The organism is Dyella sedimenti (assembly GCF_022760995.1).
GTDB classification, from domain to species: Bacteria; Pseudomonadota; Gammaproteobacteria; order Xanthomonadales; family Rhodanobacteraceae; genus Dyella; species Dyella sedimenti.
In genome coordinates this window covers 170,697-196,481 of record NZ_JAKWJO010000003.1, presented here as the reverse complement: position 1 = coordinate 196,481, position 25,785 = coordinate 170,697, and the positions used below count along the sequence as shown (strand labels likewise).

Genomic DNA, 25,785 nt, shown 5'->3' with positions numbered 1-25,785 from the left:
GGATGGATGCTGGCTCGTGATACGGACTGGCGACAGGGCGATCTACTAACTCGCGAGGCCGCTGCTGCTCTCGGGCTGGTCGCGGCTGTTGACGAGGAGCGCCGCGTCATCGTTATCACTCACGACTGCGATCTGCCGCATGGGAGCGAGTTGTGCGTCGAGGTCATCGTCGCCGAAATGGTCGTCAAGGAGGACCCGCAGCTCTCCTACGCCAAAAACCCGCGACGACTCCACCTTGCCTACGAGGGCATCAACGCTGCGCCGTTGATTCTTGAGCTTCGGCACGGTGATCGCCGCAGCGTACCGAAAGGCGATTTCGCCGAGCGCGCAGTCAAAGATCACAGCCTCGCGCTGCCGATTGACGCCAAGCGGGTTCTGAAGCAATGGCTCGCTGCACGGTACGGCCGACCTGCCTTTCCCAACGAGTTCGAAGAGCGACTGCGTAAGGGCAAGGTCGAGCGGAAGATTGCAAAGATTCTGGAGCCCGATGCCAAGTACCTGGTCGGGCTGTTCTTCGATCTGGGCGAGCAGCGAGGCACAGAAGCGGTCGAGGGGGAGCCCTACGCCTTGTCGGTATCTGTTGTCTACGACGCCAACGAAGGGGGCGCCGACGCAAGGGGAGCGGCCGAGCGTGTCGCCATGCAGTTGCGCGAGCTGTTCGAAAATACCTATGGCAAGCCCGACGTTGCCACGGAAATCGCGCTCGACGCTTGCGAAGCCGTGGCAGACACCTACCTGACGCTTGCTGATCTGCGCCGGGTGGATCAGTGGCGCCTGGAGTACATCAGCCTGCGCGATGGCGAGCAGGGCGACTTCCTTCCAGTTGGCGAGATTCCGGTGTAATCGGCGAGGGCCCCGCGCCAGCCCGCGGTTTTCCGCCCAAACGCGTCCTGATGGAGAAGTTGGGTTGTCTTTTCGGGTGAAGTCCACCACCAAATCCACACCAGACGAAAGCCCCGGCTCACGCCCGGGGCTTTTCGTTTCCGGCGCGCATCGTTTCGAAAGAGCCTGCGAACTGGCTGACTGGCAGGCAAACGGCGGCAGCGTGGACCTTGATGCGGCAGCGTCAAGGCGCACTTTCGGCACTGCATGCGCGGCATGCTTGGCGCCAGATTGGGCGCCATACGTCGTCCACGGAGATCCGCAAGCCATGACACCGCAGGAACAACAGCTACTCGATGATTTTCTCCAGCGCCTGGCCGCCGCCGGCGGCGTCGCGAAGGACGCGCAGGCCGACGCACTGATCCGCCAGCGCCTGGCCGGCCAGCCCGATGCGCTTTACCTGCTGGTGCAGCGCAGCCTGCTGCAGCAGCAGGCGCTGGAAAGCGCCAAGGCGCAAATCGCGCAACTGCAGGCCCAGCTCGCCTCGCAGCAGGGCGGCGGCAGCTTCCTCGGCGGCCAACCGTCGGCCTGGGGCGCCACGCCGCCACCGATGCCGCCGCAACAACCCGCGGCCCCCGGCTGGCGCGAACGCCTGTTCGGCGGCGCGCCCGCGCAGCCACCCGCGGCAGCGCCCAGCTTCCTGTCGCAGGCTGCCACCACGGCAGCCGGCGTGGCCGGCGGCATGTTCCTGTTCGACGGCATCGAGAGCCTGCTGAGCGGCCATCACGGCGGCGGCTTCTTCGGCGGCGGGCAGCCGACGGTGATCGAGAACGTCACCGAGAACAACTACTACGACAACGACGACCGCCAGCGCGACAACGACCAGGACTTCGCCTCGACCGATTTCGACGACAACAACGACGGCGGTTTCGACGACAGCGGCTGGGCATGACCCGGAATCCGCGCACGTGCGCGTGCGCGGACCTAGCCCGCGCTGGCGACGCCACCCGCCAGCGCGCGAAGGGCCGGGTGGCGCGAATGCTCCAGCTCGCCACGCAACGCATCCACGAAGTAATCCGGCGCATGGGCGATGGCGGCGCGCAACAGCGCGCAGGCTTCCTCGACGCGGCCCAGGCCGGTGAGCACGGAGGCCCAGCTGCACTGGCCACGGTAGTCGCCCGCTTCCGCCGAGCGGCGATAGAGCTCGCAGGCGCGGGCCATGTCGGGCTCGGTCTCCCAGCCGTATTCGTAGTACTGCCCCAGGAAATGCATGGCGCGCCCATGGCCCGCCTCGGCCGCGCGGCTGAACCAGCGGAACGCCTCGGCGCGATCGCGGGACACGCCTCGCCCCTGGGCCAGCGCGTTGGCGTAGTGGTACATGCCCAGGTCCAGGCCATGCTCTGCCGATTCGCGGTACCACACGGCGGCCAGTCCCACATCCACCGTTCCGCCCCAGCCGTTTTCGTGGCAGCGCCCCAGCATGTGCATGGCCATCGGCGCGCCCTGGTGAGCGGCATGCTGGAACCAATAGCGTGCTTCGGTGCCGTCCCGCTCGCAGCCGATGCCGCCCAGGTACATCTGGCCCACCGCCAGTTGCGAAGCGCAGTCGCCCGCCAGGGCCTGCGCCAGCAGCATGCCGTGGGCGCGCGCCGGGTCGGACCTCAACAGGTGGGACAACACGTCGCCGCCCGTGGCGGACTGGCTGAGGGCGTCGCGGGTCATGGCCGCGCTCCACGGGCACCGGCCGGCGAACCGGCCATCGGCGGAGGGGGGAACCTCCGGCTTGGAAAGAACAGCATGGTGTTTCCTCGCATACGGCCTCCGTTTCCGGCGGAGACGGCAGGCCTGCGAACGTATCAGAAGCCGTACGCCATGGTCATGACGCCGGCCCGATAGCGCGCCGCATCGTGCCGGACAAAGCGCCGCGCCCCAGGCAGGCAAGCCAGCGCCGGCATGACCGCCTCGCCGGTAGGGAACTGTCGGAAAACAACCCGCCCGCCACGCACCATCATATGGCGAACGCCCTATCCGTATCCGCACCGCCCCCATGGCATGCCTTGCCCGCGACAGGTCCGGGCCGGCCGCACCCCTGCCCCTTCATGGCCTGGCGTCACAAAAGACAATATCCGCCATCCGGCAAGCATCCTCTGGCCTAGCGGAAAAACCGGCCCAGCCTGCTAGCCTTGCGACGCCGCCGCGGCACCGCCGCGCGGCCCCATCCAGACACAGCGGGACGCCGGCATGCATTCACTGGAAGACACCAAACTCGCCATCATCGGCCTCGGCTACGTGGGCCTGCCGCTGGCGGTGGAGTTCGGCAAGCGCTACGACACCCTGGGCTTCGACATCAACCGGGGACGCATCGAGGAACTGCGCGCCGGACATGACAGCACGCTGGAAGTGGGCGCCGAGGAATTGCGCGACGCCGCGCGCCTGCGCTTCGGCAGCGAGCTGGCGGACCTGGCCGACCGCAACGTCTATATCGTCACCGTGCCCACGCCGATCGACACGGCCAAGCGGCCCGACCTCACCCCGCTCATCCGCGCCAGCGAGACCCTGGCCATGGTGCTCAAGCGCGGCGACGTGGTGGTGTACGAATCGACCGTGTATCCCGGCTGCACCGAGGAAGTGTGCGTGCCGATCCTGGAGAAAGGCTCGGGCCTGGTATTCAACCGCGATTTCTTCGCCGGCTACAGCCCGGAGCGGATCAACCCCGGCGACAAGCAGCACCGGGTCACCAACATCCTCAAGGTGACGTCCGGCTCCACCCCCGAGGTGGCCGACTTCGTGGACCGCCTGTACGGCTCGATCATCACCGCCGGCACGCACCGGGCCAGCTCGCTGAAGGTGGCCGAGGCGGCCAAGGTGATCGAGAACACCCAGCGCGACCTCAACATCGCGCTGGTCAACGACCTGGCGATCCTGTTCAACAAGCTGGGCATCGATACGCTGGAAGTGCTGCAGGCCGCCGGCACCAAGTGGAACTTCCTGCCGTTCCGGCCCGGCCTGGTCGGCGGCCACTGCATCAGCGTCGATCCCTACTACCTCACGCACAAGGCGCAGGAAGTGGGGCATCATCCCGACGTGATCCTGGCCGGCCGGCGCACCAACGACAGCATGGGCGCGTACGTGGCCAGCGAGGTGATCCGGCTGATGGTGCGCAAGGGCATCAACCCGGTGCGCGCGCGCGTGCTGGTGCTGGGCCTGGCCTTCAAGGAGAACTGCCCGGACCTGCGCAATACGCGCGTGGTGGACATCGTGCGGGCGCTGCGCGGCTACAACGCCGAAGTGGACGTGCACGATCCGTGGGTGAACGCCGCCGAGGCCGAGCACGAATACGCGCTGAGGCCGGTGGGCGAACCGGCGACGGGCGGCTACGATGCGGTGATCGTGGCGGTGGGGCATCGCCAGTTCACCGAACTGGGCGCCGAGGGCATCCGCGCGTTCGGCAAACCGGACTCGGTGGTGTACGACGTGAAGTACGTACTGCCGCGCGAAGCGGTGGACGGTCGCTTGTAAGGAACGCGCATCATGAAAGTGCTGGTCACCGGCACCGCCGGGTTCATCGGTTCCTACGTCGCCGAGCGCCTGCTGGCGCGAGGCGACGAAGTGGTCGGGCTGGACAACCTCAACGACTACTACGACGTCACGCTGAAGAAGGCGCGCCTGGCCCGCTTCGCCGAGCGGCCCGGCTACGCGCATATCCATGCCGACCTCGCCGACCGCGGCGCCATGGAGCGCGCCTTCGCGCAGCACCGGCCGCAGCGCGTGGTGCACCTGGCGGCGCAGGCCGGCGTGCGCTACGCGGCCGAGAATCCCTATGTCTACACCAGCAGCAACGTGGTGGGCTTCCTGCACGTGCTGGAAGGCTGCCGCCAGCATGGCGTGGAACACCTGGTATTCGCCTCGACCAGTTCGGTCTACGGCGCCAATACCGACATGCCGTTCTCCGAGCACAAGTCCGCCGAGCATCCGCTCACCCTGTACGCGGCCACCAAGAAGGCCAACGAACAGATGGCGCACAGCTATGCGCACCTGTACGGCATCCCTTGCACCGGGTTGCGCTTCTTTACCGTCTACGGTCCCTGGGGACGCCCGGACATGGCGCTGTTCCTGTTCACCCGCGCCATCCTCGCCGGCGAGCCGATCCGGGTGTTCAACCACGGCAGGCACAAGCGCAGCTTCACCTACGTGGACGACATCGTCGAAGGCGTGATCCGCACGCTGGACAAGGTGCCCGGCATCGACGCGCGATGGGACAGCCAGCGCCCCGACCCGGCCAGCAGCGGCGTGGCGCCGTACCGCCTGTTCAACATCGGCAACGAGCGGCCGGTGGAGCTGCTGCACTACATCGAGGTGCTGGAGCATTGCCTGGGCCGCAAGGCCATCATGGAACTGCTGCCGCTGCAGCCGGGCGACGTGCCCGACACCGAGGCCGATGTCACGGACCTGATACAGGCCGTTGGGTATAGGCCGCAGGTGTCGGTAGAAAACGGTGTCGCCAACTTTGTACGCTGGTACCGGGAGTACTACCGCGTGTGATGGGCTGAAGGCCACCGACGGTCCGTAACCAACGACCGCCACGAACCCGATCCACGACGCGACATGACGTTGGCCAACGTGGGTTCCTAGGGGGTTGGTGTGATCATCGACTACTTGAGCGGGTCGCATCCAGAGGATGTGGAAGCGGACCTGTGCGTCGTCGGCGGCGGTGCCGCCGGCATCGCCATCGCGCATGCCTTCATCGGCACGCCGTTCACCGTATGCCTGCTCGAAAGCGGCGGCCTGGCCGGCGAGCAGCGCAGCCAGGCCTTGTGCGAGGGCAGCTACGAAACCCGCTTGCCGCTGGACCCCGGCACCTCGCGCATGCGCGTGTTCGGCGGCAGCTGCAACCTGTGGGGCGGCGGCTGCATACCGCTGGGCAAGCAAGACATGGCACGGCGCGACTGGGTGCCGCACAGCGGCTGGCCGATCGATTACGCCGAACTGGAGCCCTACTACGCGCGTGCTCGCGCCTTCTGCAAGCTGGACCCGCTCGACTTCACCGATGGCACCTTCCGGGCGCCGACGCCGCGCGCGCCGTTGCCGTTCGACGCGGACACCCTGGTCAACCAGCTGTTCGCGCGCAGCCCCGTGCTGTTCGGCGACGCCTACCGCGACGCGCTGGCCCAGGCCGCCAACGTCAAGGTGCTGCTGCATGCGAACCTGCTCGAACTGGAGGCCATGCCCAACGGCGCCTATGTGCGCGAGGCGCGCATCGGTTCGCTGGGCGGGCAGCGTGGCCGCGTGCGCGCGCGCCATTACGTGCTCGCCGGCGGCGGCATCGAGAACGCCCGCCTGCTGCTGTTGTCCGGTTCGGTGATGCCGTATGGGCTGGGCAATGCGCATGACGTGGTGGGCCGCTATTTCATGGACCATCCCAGCGGCAAGCTCGGCACGCTCACCACGGATGCGCCGCATCGGGTGACGCGTCCCTACGAGCGCCGGCATGGCCGCAACGCGCCGACCTCGTTTCCCGAGATCGCGCTGTCTCCCCATTTCCAGCGGCGGCATCGCGTGCTCAACGGCCGCGTGCATCCGTTCGGCGTGGAAGGTCCCCTGCCCCGTGGCATCCGCGCCCTGCGCGAGCTGCGCTCGGCCCTGCGGCACGCGGTGCCGGACGAGAATGCCCTGCTGGAAGCGCGGCTGTCCGAGGCGCTGCGCAATGCGCCGGCCGCCCAGGCCATCGCGGTGCCGCAGAACCTGGGCCTGACCACGCTGCGGCTGGGCCTGGGCATCGGCGACATCGCGCGCGCCTTCGCGCACAAGCTGGCCGACCGGCCCGCGGTGACCAGCAGCCATATCGAACTGGTCGGTTATTTCGAGCAGGCGCCCAACCCGGATAGCCGCATCACGCTGGGACGCGAGATCGATGCACTCGGCCAGCGCAAGGTGCACGTGGACTGGCGGCTGACGCCGCTGGACCACTACACCTACCGCACGGCGGCCGCTGCGTTCGGCACGGGCATCGCGCGCGCCGGCCAGGCGCGGTTCGTTCCGGAGCCATGGCTTGCCGACGGCGATACCGCGAGCACGCCCGTGCATGGCACCGCCCACCACATGGGTACGACGCGCATGTCCGAGGATCCCCGTACCGGCGTGGTCGATCGCGACTGCAAGGTGCATGGCGTGGACAACCTGCACGTCGCCGGCAGCTCGGTGTTCCCCACCGCCGGCTGGGCATTCCCCACCTTCACCATCGTCGCGCTGAGCCTGCGGCTGGCCGACCACCTGCGCGGCCTGCTCGCCGACTACGCCTCCGGCGGGTTGATCTAGGCGCGGAGCGATGCACTACGCGGCGTGCCAGGAACCGGAACCATCGTTTGCACGCGAAGTAGCGCTCGCCTTGCGGCACGGCGGCTTCGCCGCCCCGGCCGAGGACGAGGCGCGCGTGCTGGTGTTCGACAGCGCGCCGTGGTGGCCTTGGCAGACGGATGCCGCGGAACGGCTCACGCCCGCGGAACAGGCACGCTCCTGGCGCTTCCACCATGACCGCGATCGCCGCACCTACGTGCTGGCCCACGCCTGCTGGCGGATCGCGCTCGGCGAAGTGCTCGGATGCGATACCCGCGACGTCGCGCTGGCCAGCAGCGCCAGCGGCCAGCCGCGACTGCCCGGTACGGCCTTCGCCACCAGCCTGAGCCACAGCGGCTCGCACGTGGCGATCGCCGTCGCGCGGGCGCCCATCGTTGGCGTGGATATCGAATGCTCGCCCACGCGCACCAGCCTGCGCGCCATCGAGGACATGCTGTGCACGCCCGGGGAGGCGCTGGCCATGCGAGCACTGCCGGACGACGCGCGGACGACGGCGATGCTTGCCCTGTGGACCCGCAAGGAAGCCTTGCTCAAGGCATTCGGCATAGGCCTGTGCGTCACGCCATCGGCCATCGCCGCACCCGGGCAACACGCCATCGATCCGCCCTTGGCCGCCGCCGGCATGCCGGCATGCCGGATCCACGCGCTGCCGCTACCGGCAGGATTGCTTGGCGCCATCGCCGCGCCGCTCGCCGTCGCGCGCATCCACGTACATGGCCTCGCACGCGCATCGTAGACGCGCTGTTACATGGCTGAGACAGCCGAACAGGTAGTCCGGCAGGTCTTCCGTAAGTTGCATCGACACCCATCGATCCCAGGCGATAGCCTCGCTTCCCGCTGACAGGGACGTGCACTTTGGGTTCAAGGGGGATTGGATGCTTCGTTTTCTGCGTCGGCAATCCGTGCGTTGGCTGGTGTTGCTGGGCTTGTGCGAGTTGATGCTGCTTGCCATCTCGCTCTGCCTGGCGACCTACCTGCGCTACGCGCATCATCCGGACGAACTCGCCGAGTTCTCCATGCACATGCCCGAGCGCGCGCTGGTGTTCGGCGGCAGCATCGTGTTCGCCATGGTGGCCATGGGCCAATACCAGGCGCACATGCGCACGACCCGCTTCGGGCTGCTGGCGCGCCAGGCGGTGGCCTTCGTGCTGGGCGGCACGCTGCTGGTGATCGGCTACTACGTGGTGCCGCAGGCCTACGTGGGCCGCGGCGTGCTGGCCATCGCGCTGACGCTGGGCTTCCTGCTGGTGCTCGGCCTGCGCCTGGCCTTCCTGCAGCTGGTGGAAGTGGAGGCGCTCAAGCGGCGCGTGCTGGTCCTCGGCGCGGGCACGCGCGCCGCGCAGATCCACAACCAGATGCGCCGGCGCACCGATCGCCGCGGTTTCCACGTGGTGGGATATATCCCCCATGCCCGCGAAACCATCGCGGTGCCGGAGCAGCACCTGATCCGCTACAAGCTTCCGCTGCACGTGCTGGTGCAGCGCGAGCAGATCGACGAGGTGGTGGTCGGCGTCGACGACAGGCGCGGCCACCTGCCGATGGACGCCCTGTTGGAATGCCGCCAGGCGGGCGTGACCATCACCGATCTCACCTCGTTCTTCGAGCGCGAGGCGGGCCGCCTGCAACTGACCATCCTCGACCCGTCCTGGCTGGTGTTCTCCGGCGGCTTCAACGGCACCCCGCTGCGCCAGCTGAGCAAGCGCTGCTTCGACCTGGTGGCGGCCACGCTGCTGCTGTTGCTGTGCTGGCCGCTGATGCTGCTGGAGATGCTGGCCATCCGCCTGGAATCCGGCCCAGGCCAGCCCATCCTCTATCGGCAGGAGCGCGTGGGCGAACATGGCCGCACCTTCCTGCTACTGAAGTTCCGCAGCATGCGCACCGACGCCGAACGCGACGGCGTGGCGCGCTGGGCCGCCAAGAACGATGACCGCGTGACCCGCGTGGGACGCATCAGCCGCAAGCTTCGCCTGGACGAGCTGCCGCAGCTGTGGAACGTGCTCAAGGGCGACATGAGCATCGTCGGCCCGCGGCCGGAACGGCCGCAGTTCGTGGCCGACCTCGCCACGCAGATCCGCTACTACACCCTGCGCCATTGCCTCAAGCCCGGCCTGGCCGGCTGGGCGCAACTGAGCTATCCCTACGGCGCCACCGTCGAGGAAGCTGCCGAAAAGCTCAAGTACGACCTGTTCTACGTAAAAAACCACAACCTGCTGCTGGACCTGCTTATCCTGATCCAGACGGTGGAAGTGGTGCTGTTCGGGCGCGGCGCGCGCTAGTCGGCGATCGGCAGCGTGCCACCGGGCGTCGTGGGGATGGGACCGAGCGAATGAAGCGGCGAGCTGTACCAGTCCACCACGCGGTCGCCCTCGAAACGGACCCAGGAGGGGCCATAGTCCCAGCGGTCGCCATGGATGCCCAACGGCTCGCCCTCGATGGCGCGCACGTCCTCGCGCGACATGCCCAGGTCCAGCACCGGCCCGGAAGCCGTCGCCGCGCCCAATGGCCGCGCTGCCGGCGAGGCTGGCGCGGGCTCCTCCACGCGCGCCGGCGACTGCCCGAGGAAAAGCCAGGCCAGTGCGCCGGCCACCACCAGGCACAGCAGCATCCAGCCGGCACGCAAGCGCCCGCGATGACGTGCCGGCGCCGCGGGCACCACCTGCACCCTGGCCTCCGGCACGCTGAAGCGCACCTGCGGCATCGCTCCGGGCAGGCGCCCATGCTCGCGCTGGAAGGCCATGGCCGCGTCGTATTGGGCGATCAGGCGCCGCAGGCGTTCGGCGGCGGCGGGATCGACGGCGCCATCGCCACCGCGGTCGGGATGCAGGCGCGCCACCTGGCGCCGGTAGGCCTGCTTGAACACAGGCAAGGCGCAGCCGGGACGCAGGCCCAGCGTGCGGTACATGTCGAGAAAATCGATCTCGCTGGCCAAGCCGGTCCCCCTCCGGGTGGCGATCCGCCGGCGCCGTCCGCGCGACATGCGCGGTGCATGCACCGATCTCGCCTGATTGTTGGCACAGCATGATGCGCTTCGCAATATCGGCCATTCGCCGGAGAGGAATCCCCGCCATCGCGCGGCACATGCTTGCCATCGCGTTGGCGTTGGCGTTGGCGGGCATGCGCGCGGCGGCCGCGCAGGAGCCAGCCATGCCGACGCTCGGCGCGCATGCGCTGCTCACCCATTCCGAAGGCATGGGCGTGACGCCCGCGATCAGCCCGCGGCTGGACACGCAAGCCAGCGGCAGTTCGTTCCTCGTGCTCAGCGGCGGCTACGCCAGGAACGACGAGCCGCCGACGGACAGCTACGCCAACCGCTGGAAGCGCGTCGGCGAGCGCGTGGCCTATCGCGGCTACGACGGCGCCTTCGAGGTGGCCGCCTATGTCGCGCTCGACGGCAAGGGCGGCGCGGCGCACAGCGTGCGCATCGACAAGCCCGGCTACCCGCAGGGCGAGATCTCCATGCCACTGGTCGAGATCCGCCATGCCGGCGTGCTCAAGGACATGGCCCAGAACTATCCGCAACCATCCCTGGTGCTCACCAGCGGCGAGGTGACGACGACCGGCCCCGCGCTGCTGGTGGCGGTGTGGTGGGGTGATGCAGGAGTGAAACACATGAGCGCGCGCCCCGGCGACGGCTTCACCGTGATCGACGACTACCTGCAGCTTCCCGACAACAGCGGCGTGCAATGCGCCGTGGCCTACCGGCAGGTGGCAGCGGCCGGCACGTATCGCGTGAGCTGGGTGGGCTCGCCGATCCAGGGCGCCATCCTGTGGCTGTTCGCGTTCCAGTCGAAATAGCGGACCGCGCCATGCGCATGGGCAGTGACGCCATGCACGCATCGCGCGTCATAGGCAGTAAGGGATAGGGGCAGGAATAGCCGGGATGGTCTAGGGAAAAAGCCTCCCGATCAGCCGACAATCGAAACCAGTCCAGACAGGACCCACCGGGGGAGTGCCATCGAACGTCGCGCGGGCGCGGCAGCAAGCTCCCGGCACGACGAGGTCTGATTCGCCAGGCAGTACCGCGCCACGCGGGGGAGGGTGTAAGCCATGCATGCAGGCTCGGCTTCGCTGATCGAGATGGATTGGGATGCGTTCGACCCATGGCGCATGCAGGACCTGCGCCATCGCCTCGCCGATCATCCGTTGCTGCAGCCCGACCAGTTGGTGGCGCTGGGCAAGCGCTTTCAGGGCAGCAACCACCTGTTCACCTTCAACAACCAGGCTGGCGCGGACGCGAACTTCGATGACGTGGCGCGCCTGTATCCCAACCGGCGTTCGGTTGCCGACACGCTGCAGGGCATCAACGAGGCCAAGGCCTGGATGCTGCTGCGCCACGTGCAGGCCGACCCGACCTACCGCGAGCTGATCGACCGCGTGCTGGACCCGGCGATGCCGCACATCGAGCGCAAGGATCCCGGCATGTACTACCGCGCCGGCTGGATCTTCGTCGCCTCCCCGCATACCACCACGCCATTCCACATCGACCGCAACCACGGCCTGCTGCTGCAGATCCACGGCACCAAGAAGGTGTACGTGTGGGATGCCGCCGATGCGGACGTGTGCAGCGAGCTGGCGCGCGACTGCTTCCATTCGCGCCACGAACTGGACAAGGTGACCTGGCACGAGGCGTTTCGCCAGCGCGCCCGGGTCTTCGAGGTGGGTCCGGGCATGGGCGTGTACATGCCTATCACCAGCCCGCACATGGTGGAGACGGGCGACGAGCCCTCGATCACCATCAGCCTCACCTACAGCACCGACGCGACGCGGCGCAACGCGATGGAACACGTGCTGCACGACCTGCTGCGCCGCAAGGGGCTGCATCCGCCGGCGGTGGGCGCGCATGCCCTGTTCGATCGCCTGAGCTACGCCGGCGCCGCCGCGATGATCGCGCTGCACGGCACCGGCAGCCACCCACCCGCCTGCCCTTCCCTCGCCCACCGCACGGCCTACGCCGTCGCGGACTGAACGCTGCGCGCGCAGCCGCCTCAGCCACCGAGCCCGTGAATGCCATGAGTACCCGCCTGCCCGATCCACCCGCCGAATCCATCCCCGGACTGTTCGATGTGCTGCCGCGCCAGGCCAGCCCGCACGACACCGGCTGGCAGGAAACGGCGTTCGCCTGCGATGGCATCGGCGTGCCCGCCACCCGGCTGTGCGCCGCGCTGGCATGGGCCGAGTCCGCGCTGACCGGCGCGGAACGCGTGCGGGTGACGCTCGCCGCGCAAGGACAGCTGCGCGGAGGCGAGGTGGATGCGCTGCCCGCGCTGGATCGGCATGCCTGGATGGATGCCATGGAAGAGTCCCTCGCCCGCGCCGTTCCCGCCGATGCGCCGTCAGCCTGGTGCGTGGCCGGCGGCGATGCCGGGGCGATGGACATCGATGCCGCCAGCGTGTGGCAGTTGGACCCTGCCAATGCCACCCTGCGCGTGCGCCATCGCGCGCCCTTCGACCGCCAGGGCCTGGGCCTGCTCGCCCAGGTCGTGCGCCGCGTACTGGCCGCGCTGGCGTCGCCCGTCGATGGGCCGCTGGCGGAGATCGACGTGATCGGCGGCGAGCAACGGCAACTGCTGACACAGGCCTGGAACGACACCGGCGTGCCGCGCCATCCCGGCGACACTGTGCATGGCCTGTTCGCCGCCACCGCGCGGCGCCATCCCGCACGCATCGCCGTGGCGGGCGACGGCGCGCCGTTGCGCTACGACGAGCTCGACGCCCGCGCCGACCGCGTCGCCGCCGGCCTGGCCGGCGCGGGCGTGCGTCCCGGCGACGTGGTCGGCCTGATGATGGAGCGCTCGGCCGAGGCCATCGTCACCCTGCTGGGCATCCTCAAGGCGGGCGCCGCCTACCTGCCGCTGGATGCCGGCCATCCCGCGGAACGCCTCGCCTTCACCCTCAACGATGCGCGCGCGGTGCTGCTGGTCATGGCGGGGGACGCCGCCGCGCCGACCGGCGCGGCGATGCCGGCGCTCACCCTCGGCCAGTTGGAAAACGCGGCGCCGCCGCCATCGCTGCCGCCGATGGACGGCGAGGCGCTGGCCTACGTGATGTACACCTCCGGCTCCACCGGCACGCCCAAGGGCGCCGAGATCCTGCACCGTGCCATCATCCGGCTGGTACGCGAGGCGGACTACGTCGCGTTCGGCGACGCGCCGCGCATGCTGCATGCCGCGCCGCTGGGTTTCGACGCCTCCACGCTGGAGATCTGGGGTGCCCTGCTCAACGGCGGCACGTGCATCATCCATGGCGAACGCATTCCCACCGGTTGCGGGCTGGCGCGCACGATCCAGCGCCACGACGCGCGCATCGCCTGGCTCACCGCCGCGCTGTTCAACGCCATCGTCGACGACGACGCCACCTGCCTGGAGGGCCTGCGCCAGCTGCTGATCGGCGGCGAGGCGCTGTCGGTGGCGCACGTGCGCAAGGCCTATGCGGCGCTGCCGCACGTGACCATCATCAACGGCTATGGTCCCACTGAGTGCACGACCTTCTCGGCGACCTACGCCATCCCCCGCGAACTGGACGAACGCGCGCACGCCATCCCGATCGGGCGGCCCATTCCCAACACCACGCTGCACGTGCTCAACGCGCGCGGCGAGCCCGTGCCGGTGGGCGTGGCAGGCGAGCTCTACATCGGCGGCGCCGGGTTGGCGCGCGGCTACCTCGGCCGCCCCGAACTGACCGCCGAGCGCTTCGTGCCCGATCCATCCGGCGAACCCGGCGACCGCCTCTACCGCACCGGCGACCTGGCGCGCTGGCTGCCGGAGGGCGTGGTCGAGTTCATCGGCCGCACCGACCACCAGGTGAAGATCCGCGGCTTCCGCATCGAGCTAGGCGAGATCGAGGCCGCGCTGCAACGCATCGACGGCGTGCGCGCCGGCGCCGTGCTCGCGCGCGAGGACCGGCCCGGGCAGAAGCGGCTGGTCGCCTACTACGTGGCCACCGACGAGCATCTCACGGCACATGCGCTGCGCGAGCAATTGGCGCGCGCGCTGCCGGAGTTCATGGTGCCGGCCATCTACCTGCGGCTGGACAGCCTGCCGGTGACGCCCAACGGCAAGCTGGACCGCCGCGCCCTGCCCGCGCCGGACAGCCGCCGTCCCGAGCTGGCCGATCCCTACGTGCCGCCCGCGACCCCGCTGGAGCGCAAGCTGTGCGCGCTGTTCGCCGAGACACTCGGACTCGACCAGGTCGGCCGCCACGACAACTTCTTCGAGCTGGGCGGGCACTCGCTGCTGGCGGTGCGCACGCTGGCGCGCATCCACGCCGAACTGTCCGCCGCCCCCACCGTGCCCGCCTTCTTCGGCGGCCCGACGGCGACGGCGCTGGCCGCACTGATCGAAGGCGGGAACACTACCGATGCGCTGGCCACGCGGCTGGCGCGCGGCCGCCGGGGCGACGCCGGCGAGGCCATCGCCATCATCGGCATGGCCGGGCGCTTTCCCGGCGCGAACGAGGTGGAGCGCTTCTGGCGCAACCTCTGCGAGGGCCGCGAATCGATCACCTTCTTCAAGCCGGGCGAACTCGATCCGGCCGTGCCCGTCGCCGAGCGCGACGATCCCGCCTACGTCGCGGCGCGCGGCGTGATCGACGGCGTGGAGGATTTCGACGCGGCCTTCTTCGGCATGTCGCCGCGCGAGGCGGAGCTGACCGACCCGCAGCAGCGCGTGTTCCTGGAGCTGTGCTGGGAGTGCCTGGAACGCGCCGGCTACGTGCCCGACGCGCACCCGGCACCGGTCGGCGTGTTCGGCGGCATGCACAACGCCACCTACTTCCAGCGGCACGTCCGCACGCGGCCCGACCTGATCGACAAGTTCGGCGCATTCCAGGTCATGCTGGGCAACGAGAAGGACTACCTCGCCACGCGCGTGGCGAACAAGCTCAACCTCACCGGGCCGGCGATCAGCCTCAACACCGCCTGCTCCACCTCGCTGGTGGCGATCTGCCAGGCGGTCGCCGCGCTGCGCGCGGGCCAGTGCGAGATGGCGCTGGCCGGCGGCTCCTCGATCACCTGCCCGCCACGCAGCGGCTACCTCGCCCAGGAAGGCTCGATGCTGTCGCCGGACGGCCATACGCGCAGCTTCGATGCGCGGGCCCAGGGCACCACTTTCAGCGACGGCTCGGCGGTGGTGCTGCTCAAGCGCCTGTCCGATGCCGAGCGCGACGGCGACGACATCCTCGCGGTGATACGCGGCGTAGCGGTCAACAACGACGGGGGTGCCAAGGCCAGCTTCACCGCGCCCAGCAGCGCGGGCCAGGCGGCGGTGATCCGCATGGCGCTGGACGACGCGGGCGTGGACGCGCGCTCGATTTCCTACGTGGAGACGCACGGCACGGCCACGCCGCTGGGTGATCCGATCGAGATCGAGGGCCTGACCGCGGCCTTCCGCCGGGACACCGACGAGCGCGGCTACTGCGCCATCGGCTCGGTCAAGAGCAACGTGGGCCACCTGGTGATGGCGGCCGGCGCCACCGGCGTGATCAAGACCGCGCTGTCGCTGCGCGAACGCCTGCTGCCGCCGACCGTCCACTTCCAGTCCGGCAACCCCAAGATCGACTTCGCCGGCTCGCCATTCGTGGTCAACGACACGCTGCGCGAATGGCCGGCCACCGGATCGCCGCGCCGCGCGGGCGTAAGCTCGTTCGGCGTGGGCGGCACCAATGCCCACGTGATCCTGGAGGAAGCGCCGCCGCGCCCGGCATCCGATGCGGCCGAGGGACCGCAGCTGCTGCTGCTTTCCGCCCGCTCCGCCGAGGCGCTGGCGCGCGCCGCCGCGAACCTGGGCGAGCACCTCGCCGCGACGCCGGAGGCCAACCTCGCCGACGTCGCCTACACGCTGACGCATGGCCGCAAGGCATTCGCCCAGCGCCTGCGCGTGGTCGCGGCGAGTGCCGCGGAGGCCGGCGAACGGCTGCGCGGGCTCGGCGCCGCCGACGCTGGCACACCGCTGGCAGCCGCGCCCGGCGTGGTGTTCCTGTTCCCCGGGCAAGGCTCGCAGTACGCCGGCATGGGGCGCGGGCTGTACGCCGCCTACCCGGTGTTCCGCGAGGCGATCGATGCATGCGCCGAGGCGCTGGCCGGCGAGCTGGGCTTCGACCTGCGCGAACGATTGTTCGCCGACGATGCCGACGCGCTGCGCGAAACCTCGCTGACCCAACCGGCCACCTTCGCCATCGAGTACGCGCTCGCGACACTGTGGATGTCGCTGGGCGTGCAACCGATCGCGATGATCGGGCACAGCGTGGGCGAGTTCGTGGCCGCGGTGCTGGCCGGGGTGATGAGCCTGGCCGACGGCGCGCGCCTGGTGGCGCGGCGCGGCCGCCTGATGCAGGCCCTGCCGGCCGGCGCGATGCTGTCGGTGCGCCTGGATGCCGCGCGGCTGTCGCCGCGCCTGCCGGCCACGCTGGACCTGGCGGCGGAGAATTCGCCCAGCGCCTGCGTGGTCAGCGGCGAAAGCGCCGAGGTCGAGGCGTTCCGCCTGGCGCTGGAAAGCGACGGCGTCGCCTGCCGCCTGCTGCAGACCTCGCACGCCTTCCACTCCGCGATGATGGACCCGGCGCTTGCGCCATTCCGCCAGGAAGTGGCCGCCATCGCCCTGTCCGCGCCGCGGCTGCCCATCGTCTCCACCCTGACCGGCCAGCCGCTGGGCGACGACGAGGCGCGCTCCATCGACTACTGGACGCGCCACCTGCGCGGCACCGTGCGCTATGCCACCGCCTTGGCCGTCCAGCTGGCACAGGCGCCTTCGATCCTGCTGGAAGTGGGGCCGCGCGCGGCGCTCGCCACGCTGGCGCGCCAGCATCCGCTGAGTCGTGGCCATGCCGTGGTGTCTTCGCTGGCCGATGCGCCCGAGCGCGAAACCGCCGTCTGGCTCGACGCGGTGGGTGCGCTGTGGTGCGCCGGCGCCGCGCTCGACCTGGCGGCGCTCGACACCCGCCAGGTCCGCCACCGCGTGCGCCTGCCCACCTACCCGTTCGAGCGCAGGCGCCACTGGATCGATGCCATGCCCGCGCCGGCCGCCGCGGTGCCGGCGCCCAGCAATGTCGTCCCGTTGTTCAACCCATCGTCTGCCCCTTCTGCGGAGAGTCCCATGGAAGCACTGCGCCCCGAAGCCAAGCCCGGTTCCCCGCGTACCGGCCGCCTGCTCGGCCAGCTCGTCGAGCTGTTCGAGGACGTGGCCGGCACCGAACTGCAAGGCGTGGACCCGACAGCCGGCTTCGTCGAACTGGGACTCGACTCGCTGGCCCTCACCCAGGTCGCGCTGCAATTGCAGAAGACCTTCGCGCTGAAGATCACCTTTCGCGAATTGATGGAGTCGCACTCCACCTTCGAGCGCCTCGCCGCGCACATCGACCAGTTGCTGCCGTCGGATACCGCCGCGCCACCCGCGCCGGCAACGGCCCAGGCCGGCGCGCCGATGCTCACCGTCGCCGCCGCCGTCGCGCCCACCGGTAACGTGGTGCAGGACCTGATCCAGCAGCAGATGCAGATCATGCAGCAGCAGTTGGCCCTGCTTGCCGGAACCCACGGCGGCACCATCGCCGCCCCGGCCGCCGCGCCGGCGGCATCCGCGCCGGTGCCGCCCCCCGTGGCGCGCCAGGCGGCGGAGCCCGCCGCGCCGGACGATGAGGCCGCGCTGGCGCACACCACCTACGACGTGAAGAAAGCCTTCGGCGCCATCGCGCGCATCCATTCCACCCAGACCGAGCTGAGCGAGCGCCAGCGCGCGCGGCTGGACGCCTTCATGCGGCGCTACATCGACCGCACGCGCGCCTCCAAGGAATACACCGCGCGCCACCGTGGACACCTCGCCGACCCGCGCGTGGTCAACGGCTTCCGGCCGCTGCTGAAGGAAATGATCTACCAGATCGTGGTGAACCGCTCGAAGGGTTCCAAGGTGTGGGACCTGGACGGCAACGAGTACGTCGATGCGCTCAACGGCTTCGGCATGAACCTGTTCGGCTGGCAGCCGGACTTCGTGCTCGACGCGGTGCGCCGCCAGCTCGACGCCGGCTACGAGATCGGCCCGCAGCACCCGCTGGCCGGCGAAGTGGCCGAACAGGTATGCGAGCTGACCGGCTTCGACCGCGCCGCGCTGTGCAACACCGGCTCGGAGGCGGTAATGGGCGCCATCCGCGTCGCGCGCACGGTGACCGGCCGCGACACGCTGGTGATCTTCACCGGTTCCTACCACGGCATCTTCGACGAGGTGATCGTGCGCGGCACCAAGAAGTTGCGCTCGGTGCCGGCCGCGCCGGGCATCCTGCGCAACACCTCGGAGAACGTGCTGGTGCTGGACTACGGCACGCCTGAATCGCTGCAGATCATCCGCGAGCGCGCCGCCAGCATCGCCGCGGTGCTGGTGGAACCGGTGCAGAGCCGCCGGCCGGATTTCCAGCCGCGCGACTTCCTCAAGGAGCTGCGCGCGATCACCGCCGACACGGGCGCGCTGCTGATCTTCGACGAGGTGGTCACCGGCTTCCGCTCGCATCCGCGCGGCGCGCAGGCGGTGCTTGGCATCGACGCGGACCTCGCCTCCTACGGCAAGGTGGTCGGCGGCGGCTTCCCGATCGGCGTGATCGCCGGCAAGCGCCGCTACATGGATGCGCTGGACGGCGGCGGCTGGCAGTACGGCGACGCCTCGATTCCCACCGTGGGCGTCACCTATTTCGCCGGCACCTTCGTGCGGCATCCGCTGGCGCTGGCCGCCGCGCACGCGGTGCTCAATCACCTGAAGGCGAATGGCGCGGCCCTGCAGGAGCGCCTCAACGCGCGCACCAGCCTGCTGATGGACGAGCTGAACGCGTTCTGCGCCAGCGTGGGCGCGCCGATCCAGCTGGTGCATTTCGCCTCGGTATGGAAAACCAGCTTCACCGAGGACCATCCGCTGCAGGACCTGCTGTTCGCCATGATGCGCAGCCGCGGCGTGCACGTGCTGGACAACTTCCCCTGCTTCTTCACCACCGCGCACGGCGAGCAGGACTTCCAGGCGATCGCCAAGGCTTTCAAGGACTCCGTGCTGGAGATGCAGGAGGCCGAATTCCTGCCGCGCCGCCGGGACGTGGAAGCGCGGGCCTTCGACGCCAGCAGCCCGCCGGTGCTCGGTGCGCGCCTGGGCAAGGACGCGGACGGCCGCCCCGCCTGGTTCGTGCCCAATCCCGACGTGCCCGGCAAATACATGAGGGTCACCGCATGAGTCCCAACGATTCGCTCCCGCTGTCCGCCGCCGCGGTCGCCGTCGACTACGATCCGTTCGCCGGCTCGACGCTGGCGCGCGTGGTGCCGGCCACCGCGCCGCAGCGCGAGGTATGGCTGGCCTCCACGCTGGAGCCGGCCGCCTCGCTGGCCTACAACGAGTCGATCTCGCTGCGCCTGCACGGTGAGCTGGATGCCGCCGCGCTGCGGGCCGCGCTGCAGCAGCTGATGGACCGGCACGAGGCGCTGCGCGCTACTTTCGGCGCCGATGGCGGCGAGCTGTGCATCGCCGCGCAGCAGGCCTTGCCCTGCGCGTTGCGCGATCTGTCATGGATGGGACCCGACGAGCAGGAGTCCGATGTCGCGCTCACGCTCGAACGCGCGGTGACCACGCCGTTCGACCTGGAGCACGGCCCGCTGGTGCGCGCCGAGTTGCTGCGGCTCGCCCCGCAGGAACACCTGCTGGTGTTCACCGCGCACCACATCGTGTGCGACGGCTGGTCGTTCGGCGTGATCGTGCGCGACCTCGCCGCGCTGTACGCGCAACAGCTCGGCATGGGTGGCGGGCTGCCGCCGGCCGATCCGTTCGCCGACTACGCGCTGGCCGAGGCGGCGCATGCGCAGAGCCAGACCGCTACCGACGACGAGGCCTACTGGCTGCGGCGCTTCGCCGGCGGCGCGCCGATGCTGGACCTGCCCACCGACCGTCCGCGTCCCCGCCGGCGCAGCTTCTGCTCGCGGCGCGAGGACCTGTTGCTGGATCCCGCCCTCGTCGCGGACGTGAAGCGGCTGGGCGCGCAGCGCGGCGCCAGCCTCTACGCCACCCTGCTGGCCGCCTTCGGCTTGCTGCTGCAGCGGCTGAGCGGGCAGGACGAGGTGGTGATCGGGATTCCCTCGGCCGGCCAGGCGGCCGGCGGCCACCACGCGCTGGTGGGCCATTGCGTCAACGTGCTGCCGCTGCGCGTGGCGATCGATCCCGCCACGCCGTTCGCCGATGGCCTGGCCCTGGTGCGCGGCGACCTGCTCGATGCCTTCGACCACCAGCAGTACACCATCGGCAGCCTGCTGGCGCGCCTGGCCCTGCCGCGCGACCCCGGCCGGCTGCCGCTGGCCAGCGTGCTGTTCAACCTGGACCAGGCGCTGGACGAGCGTACGGTGAGCTTTCCTGGCCTGTCGTTCGAGTTCGCCGGCAACCCGCGCGCCTACGAGAACTTCGAACTGTTCGTCAACGCGGTGCAGGTACAGGGCGGCGTGCGGCTGGAATGCCAGTACAACAGCGAGCTGTTCGAGGACGCCACCATCCGCGCCTGGCTCGATGCCTATGCCACCCTGCTGCGCCGCGCGGCGGCCACGCCGGAGGCGCCCGGCGGCGCGCTGGGCCTGGTCTCGGAGCCGGCCTGGCTGGCCCTGCAGGCGCTGCAACCCTCGCGCACGCCCTATCCCGAGCAGCAGCTGGCCCACGAGTACTTCGAGGCGCAGGTGGACCGCGCGCCTTCGCGCCTCGCCATCGACGGCGCCGCGCCGCTCGGCTACGCCGGGCTGGAGTCGCGCGCCAACCGCATCGCCCACGTGCTGCGCGCGCGCGGCGTGGGACGCGGCAGCCTGGTCGGCCTGTCGCTGGCGCGCGGCGCGGACATGGTCGCGGCGCTGCTGGGCGTGCTGAAGTCCGGCGCCGGCTACGTGCCGCTCGATCCCGGCTTTCCCGCCGAGCGGCTGGCCTTCATGGCCGAGGATGCCGCGCTCGCCGCGCTGATCGTGGACGACGAGGCTTCCGCCGCCTTCGCCTTCCTGCCTTCGCAGGTGCTGTCGCTGCGCCGCGACGCAGCCCTGATCGAGGCCGCCAGCGACACGCGCCTGCCGCGCGACGAGCGCTCCGCCACGCCGGAATCGGAGGCCTACCTGATCTACACCTCCGGTTCCACCGGCAAACCCAAGGGCGTGCGCGTGCCGCACCGCGCCGCCGCCAACTTCATCACCGCCATGCAGCGCGAACCCGGCATCGGCGAGGACGACCGGCTGGTGGCGGTCACCACGCTGTCCTTCGACATCGCCTTCCTGGAACTGATGCTGCCGCTGAGCGTGGGCGCCGCGATCGTGCTGGCGAGCTACGACGAGGTGCGCGACGGCGCCGCGCTGCGCCGGCTGGTGGAACGCCACGACGCCACCATGATGCAGGCCACGCCGGCCGGCTGGCGCATCCTGCTCGAATCGGGCTGGCCCGGTCGCCAGGGCTTCAAGGCCATCGCCGGCGGCGAGCCGCTGCCGCTGGACCTGGCCGAGACCCTGCTGGAACGCTGCGGCGAACTGTGGAACGCCTACGGCCCCACCGAGACCACGGTGTGGTCCACGCTGTGGCGCGTGAGCGACCCGCGCGCCGGCATCTTCATCGGCCGGCCGATCGCCAACACCACGGTCGTCATCCTCGACGAGCGCGGCCAGCCCTGTCCGCTGGGCATGCCGGGCGAGATCCATATCGGCGGCGACGGCGTCACCCTCGGCTACCTCAACCGCCCGGCGCTCAGTGCCGAGCGCTTCCTGCCCGATCCCTGGGCGGCACGCCCGCAGGCCCGCCTGTACCGCACCGGCGACCGTGGCCGCTGGTTGGCCAACGGCCTGCTGGAACATCGCGGCCGCCTGGATTTCCAGGTGAAGATCCGCGGCTACCGCATCGAGCTGGGCGAGATCGAGAGCGCGCTCGCCGACCTGCCCGGGATCGCGCGCGCCGTGGTGGTGGCGCGCGAGGAGCGGCCCGGCGACGTGCGCCTGGTGGCCTACGTGGTGCCGGCCGAGGGCGCCGCCATCGAGGATGCCGAGCTGGGCCCGCAACTGCGCCAGCGCCTGCCTGACTACATGGTGCCTCAGCACGTCATGGCGCTGGAGGCGATCCCGCTGCTGCCCAACGGCAAGATCGACCGCAAGTCGCTGCCCGCGCCGCCGGTGCAGACGGTGGCCACGCAGCGCGAGCGGCAGGCGCCGCAGGGCGACACCGAGCAGCGCGTCGCCGCCGCGATGGAAGCGGTGCTGGCCCTGCCTGGCCTGGACGCGCGCGACAACTTCTTCGCCCTGGGCGGCCACTCGCTGCTGGCCGCCCAGCTCACCGCGCGGCTCAACCGCGAGTTCGACCTCGCGCTGTCGTTCCGCACCCTGTTCGACGCGCCGACCATCGCCGGCCTCGCCGCCACCATCGACCAGCTCAAGGCCAGCGGCGCCGCTGCCGCCGTGCCGCCGATCGAGCGCCGCGCCGACCAGCGGCGCGCCCCGCTGTCGCTGATGCAGCAGCGCCTGTGGGCGCTGGAGGAACTGCAGCCCGGCCGCGTCACCTACAACGCGCCCTCCGCGCACCGCCTGCGCGGCAGGCTGGACGAGGCCGCGTTCGAGCAGGCCATGCGCGCGCTGATGCAGCGCCAGCCGATCCTGCGCACCGCGTTCCGTCGCGAGGACGGCGAGGTCATGCAGGTGGTGGAGGACATCGGCATCACGCTGTTCCCCGCCGAGGATCTCTCCGCCCTTCCCGCCGACGAGCGCGAGGCGGAACTGATGCGCCGGCTGCAGGTGCTGACCGACACGCCGTTCGACCTTGCCCGCGCGCCGCTGTTCAGCGCGCGCATGTTCAGGCTGGCCGACGACGAGCATGTGTTCTTCTTCATGCCGCACCACATCATCTGGGACGGCTGGTCGTTCGACATCCTCTACGCGGAACTGTCGCAGCTGTACAAGGCCTTCGCCGAGGGTAGCCCCTCGCCGCTGCCGCCGCTGCCGGTGAGCTACGGCGACTACGCCGCCTGGCACGCGCAATGGCTGGAGAGCGAGCCGTTCGCGGCACAGCTCGGCTACTGGCGCGAACGCCTGGGCAAGGCGCAGGAAACGCGCGCCCTGCCCACCGACCACCCGCGCCGCCCCGGCATGTCCGGCATCGGCCGCACCGAATGGATCCGCGTGTCCAAGGAGGCCACCGACGCCATGCACGCGGTGGCGCGGCAGGCCGACGCCACGCTCAACATGGCGCTGCTGGCGCTGTACTACGTGATGCTGAGCGGCATGACCGGCGAGCGCCACCTGGTGGTGGGCACGCCGGTGCGCGCGCGCAACCACACCGACGTCGAGTCGGTGATGGGCTACTTCAACAACCTGCTGCCGCTGCACGTCACCGTCGATCCGTCGCGGCGCTTCATCGATTTCGTGCGCCAGGTGAAGGACGCCGCGATCGAGAGCTTCGGCCATCCCGACGTGCCGCTGGAATACCTTCAGCGCGAGCTGCGCAGTGGGCACGGCAACGGCGCGGTGCTGTACCAGGCGCTGTTCTCCTTCCAGGATGCGCGCCAGCGCGTGGTGGACTGGGGTGGCCTCGGCCACGAGCAGATCCTGCTGTTCCAGAGCGGCGCCACCGAGGACCTGGGCCTGTGGTTCCTGGAAAACGCCCAGGGCCTGCTGGGCGGCGTCACCTACAACGCCGACATCCTTCAGGCCGAGACCGCACGCCTGCAGCGCGACCGCTACCTCGCCCTGATGGCGCGCGTCAGTGCCGATCCGCGGCAGACCATCGATGCCCTCATCGCCGCCGACGAGGCGGAGCTGGACCAGTTGCGCGCATGGAACGAGGGCGCCGATGCCGTCGAACCCGACGACGTGGTGGCCCAGTTCGAGGCCCAGGCCGACGCCCGACCCCAGGCGCCGGCACTTGCCGTGGGCGACTGGACCACCGCCTACGGCGAACTGGAAATGCGCGCCAACCGCGTGGCGGCCTGCCTGCGCCGGCGCGGCGCGAAGCCCGGCAGCGTGGTCGCGCTGTGCGCCGCGCCGGGCGTCGGCCGGCTGTCGGCCCTGCTCGGCATCCTCAAGGTGGGCGGCACGGTGCTGCCGCTCGACCCGGACGACCCGCCCGCGCGGTGGCGCGACCTGCTCGACGACGCGGGCGCCTCGCTGATGGTCGGCGACGCGGCGCTGGAAGCCACGCTGGAGTGGCCGCGCCAGCGCGCCCTGTGGCTGGACAGCGACACCGACGAACTGATCGCCGCGTCGGCCATGCGCGCCGATGCCCCGCGCGCCGCGCCGGAGCAGCCCGCCTTCGCCTGCTACGTGCCGGGTGCCGACGGCCTGCCGCGCGGCGTCGCCATCGGCCACCGCGCCCTGGCGCTGATGCTGCACGGGCTGCGCGACGCCCTGCAACTGGGCCCATGCGACAGCGTGCTGGGCACGGCGCCGGCCACCACCGGGCTGGCCATGCTCGAACACCTGCTGCCACTCGTCGCCGGCGCCCGGTTCACGCAGGCCGGTCACGGCGCCGATGGCCAGACGCTGGCCCACCTGATCGATGCGGGCGAGGCCAGCGTGATGTTCGCCACGCCCCCGCAATGGCAATCGCTGCTGGCCGCCGGATGGCAGGGACGCCATTCGCTCAAGGCGGTCTGCACCGGTGGCATGCCGTCGCCGGCCCTGGCGACCGCGCTGTCGGAACGCTGCGCGGGCGTGTGGAGCCTGTTCGGCGCCGACGAAAGCGCGTCCGCGCTCGCCGTCGGCCGCATCGACCGTCCCGCCGAGTGCGTGCATAGCGGGCATCCGCTGGGCGGCGCCGGCGCCTGGGTGCTGGATGCGCAACAACGCCCGTGTCCCGCGGGCGCCATCGGCGAGATCCATGTGGATGGCGCCACGCTGAGCCAGCCGTTCGGGCAGCGCTCGGCGCTCGATCTCGTGCGCGCCGGGGAAACGTCCGCCGCGCCGTTGCGCGCCACCGGCTTTCGCGGGCGCCGGCTCGCCGATGGCCAGCTGCAACCACTGGGCCGCTACGACCGGCGCGTGCGCGTGCACGGCCACGAGGTCGATCCGGCCACGGTGGAGGCCGCGCTGCTCGCCCAGTCCGGCGTGACGCAGGCCGTGGCGGTGGCGCGCGCATCCGCCGAGGGCGACGTACAACTCGCTGCCTACGCGGTGGCCGGGGATGGCGGCGATGCCACCCGCGAGCGCCTGCACGCCGCGCTGGCGCGCGTGCTCGCGGCCCATGCGATGCCGCGCCACCTGACCCTGCTCGGCGAGCTGCCGCGCCTGCCGGACGGCAGCGTGGACCTGGCGGCGCTACCGCCGCCGGGCGCACAGGCGGACGACCTGGCCGAACTGGCGGTGCAGCCAAAGACGTCCGGCGAGCAGTTGCTGGCCGGCATCTGGCGCGAGCTGCTGCACCTCAGCCAGGTGCGTACCAGCGACAACTTCTTCGACATCGGCGGCCACTCGCTGCTGGCGGTGGAGATGGCCGCGCGGGTGCAGCGGGACACCGGGGTGCGGCTCAACCTGCTCGACATCGCCAACGGCACGCTGGCCACGCTGGCCGCCGAACTGGCCGAGGCGCCCGCGCCGTCCGAGCGCGGCGCGGCGCTGGGGCAACGCCTGCGCAAGCTGTTCGGACGGCGATGACGCGGTCACTG

General features: G+C 70.5%; 13 protein-coding genes. 11 read left to right on the top strand and 2 right to left on the bottom strand.

Translation table 11 applies throughout. The annotated features are described in order from the left end of the window. Positions 1 to 6 precede the first annotated feature (6 nt). Together MJ605_RS08515 and MJ605_RS08510 are read left to right on the top strand one after the other, a co-directional pair. Positions 7 to 843: a hypothetical protein gene (locus MJ605_RS08515; protein ID WP_243041010.1), complete on the top strand. Its 837-nt coding sequence runs from the start codon at positions 7 to 9 to the stop codon at positions 841 to 843. A gap of 307 nt (positions 844 to 1,150) precedes the next feature. Further along, a complete protein-coding gene (locus tag MJ605_RS08510) occupies positions 1,151 to 1,774 on the top strand; it encodes a DUF2076 family protein (RefSeq protein WP_243041009.1) in 624 nt (207 codons plus the stop codon). A 32-nt stretch (positions 1,775 to 1,806) separates the two neighbouring features. Here MJ605_RS08510 and MJ605_RS08505 read toward each other — a convergent pair whose 3' ends face one another. After that, positions 1,807 to 2,544, bottom strand: a complete 738-nt coding sequence (locus MJ605_RS08505) for a tetratricopeptide repeat protein (RefSeq protein ID WP_243041008.1) — start codon at positions 2,542 to 2,544, stop codon at positions 1,807 to 1,809. A gap of 519 nt (positions 2,545 to 3,063) precedes the next feature. Here MJ605_RS08505 and tviB point away from each other — a divergent pair. From tviB to MJ605_RS08480, 5 genes are all read left to right on the top strand, one after another. Then, a complete protein-coding gene (gene tviB, locus MJ605_RS08500; RefSeq protein ID WP_243041007.1) occupies positions 3,064 to 4,341 on the top strand; it encodes a Vi polysaccharide biosynthesis UDP-N-acetylglucosamine C-6 dehydrogenase TviB in 1,278 nt (425 codons plus the stop codon). Between the two features lie 12 nt (positions 4,342 to 4,353). Continuing rightward, entirely contained in the window at positions 4,354 to 5,364 is a 1,011-nt protein-coding gene (locus MJ605_RS08495) for an NAD-dependent epimerase (RefSeq protein WP_243041006.1), read from the top strand. Between the two features lie 99 nt (positions 5,365 to 5,463). Further along, positions 5,464 to 7,137 carry a GMC oxidoreductase gene (locus MJ605_RS08490; protein ID WP_243041005.1) on the top strand — a complete coding sequence of 558 codons (1,674 nt, stop codon included), beginning with the start codon at positions 5,464 to 5,466 and terminating at the stop codon, positions 7,135 to 7,137. A gap of 10 nt (positions 7,138 to 7,147) precedes the next feature. Then, complete coding sequence (locus MJ605_RS08485) at positions 7,148 to 7,912, top strand: 4'-phosphopantetheinyl transferase family protein (protein ID WP_243041004.1); 765 nt, start codon at positions 7,148 to 7,150, stop codon at positions 7,910 to 7,912. A gap of 139 nt (positions 7,913 to 8,051) precedes the next feature. Next, on the top strand, positions 8,052 to 9,452 hold the full coding sequence (locus MJ605_RS08480) for a TIGR03013 family XrtA/PEP-CTERM system glycosyltransferase (RefSeq protein ID WP_243041003.1): 1,401 nt from the start codon (positions 8,052 to 8,054) through the stop codon (positions 9,450 to 9,452). Here MJ605_RS08480 and MJ605_RS08475 read toward each other — a convergent pair. Further along, complete coding sequence (locus MJ605_RS08475) at positions 9,449 to 10,105, bottom strand: hypothetical protein (protein ID WP_243041002.1); 657 nt, start codon at positions 10,103 to 10,105, stop codon at positions 9,449 to 9,451. The two genes, MJ605_RS08480 and MJ605_RS08475, sit on opposite strands and share 4 nt — an antisense overlap. Before the next feature lie 215 nt (positions 10,106 to 10,320). Between MJ605_RS08475 and MJ605_RS08470 the strand changes: the two genes are divergently transcribed. The 4 genes from MJ605_RS08470 to MJ605_RS08455 all read left to right on the top strand — a co-directional run bounded on the left by MJ605_RS08470 (position 10,321) and on the right by MJ605_RS08455 (position 25,774). Beyond that, positions 10,321 to 10,971, top strand: a complete 651-nt coding sequence (locus MJ605_RS08470) for a hypothetical protein (RefSeq protein WP_243041001.1) — start codon at positions 10,321 to 10,323, stop codon at positions 10,969 to 10,971. A gap of 252 nt (positions 10,972 to 11,223) precedes the next feature. Beyond that, a complete protein-coding gene (locus MJ605_RS08465) occupies positions 11,224 to 12,141 on the top strand; it encodes a cupin-like domain-containing protein (RefSeq protein WP_243041000.1) in 918 nt (305 codons plus the stop codon). A gap of 44 nt (positions 12,142 to 12,185) precedes the next feature. Next, complete coding sequence (locus MJ605_RS08460; protein WP_243040999.1) at positions 12,186 to 19,370, top strand: hybrid non-ribosomal peptide synthetase/type I polyketide synthase; 7,185 nt, start codon at positions 12,186 to 12,188, stop codon at positions 19,368 to 19,370. Beyond that, complete coding sequence (locus MJ605_RS08455; protein WP_243040998.1) at positions 19,367 to 25,774, top strand: non-ribosomal peptide synthetase; 6,408 nt, start codon at positions 19,367 to 19,369, stop codon at positions 25,772 to 25,774. Before MJ605_RS08460 ends, MJ605_RS08455 begins: the two co-directional genes overlap by 4 nt. The last annotated feature ends 11 nt before the right edge of the window (positions 25,775 to 25,785 follow it).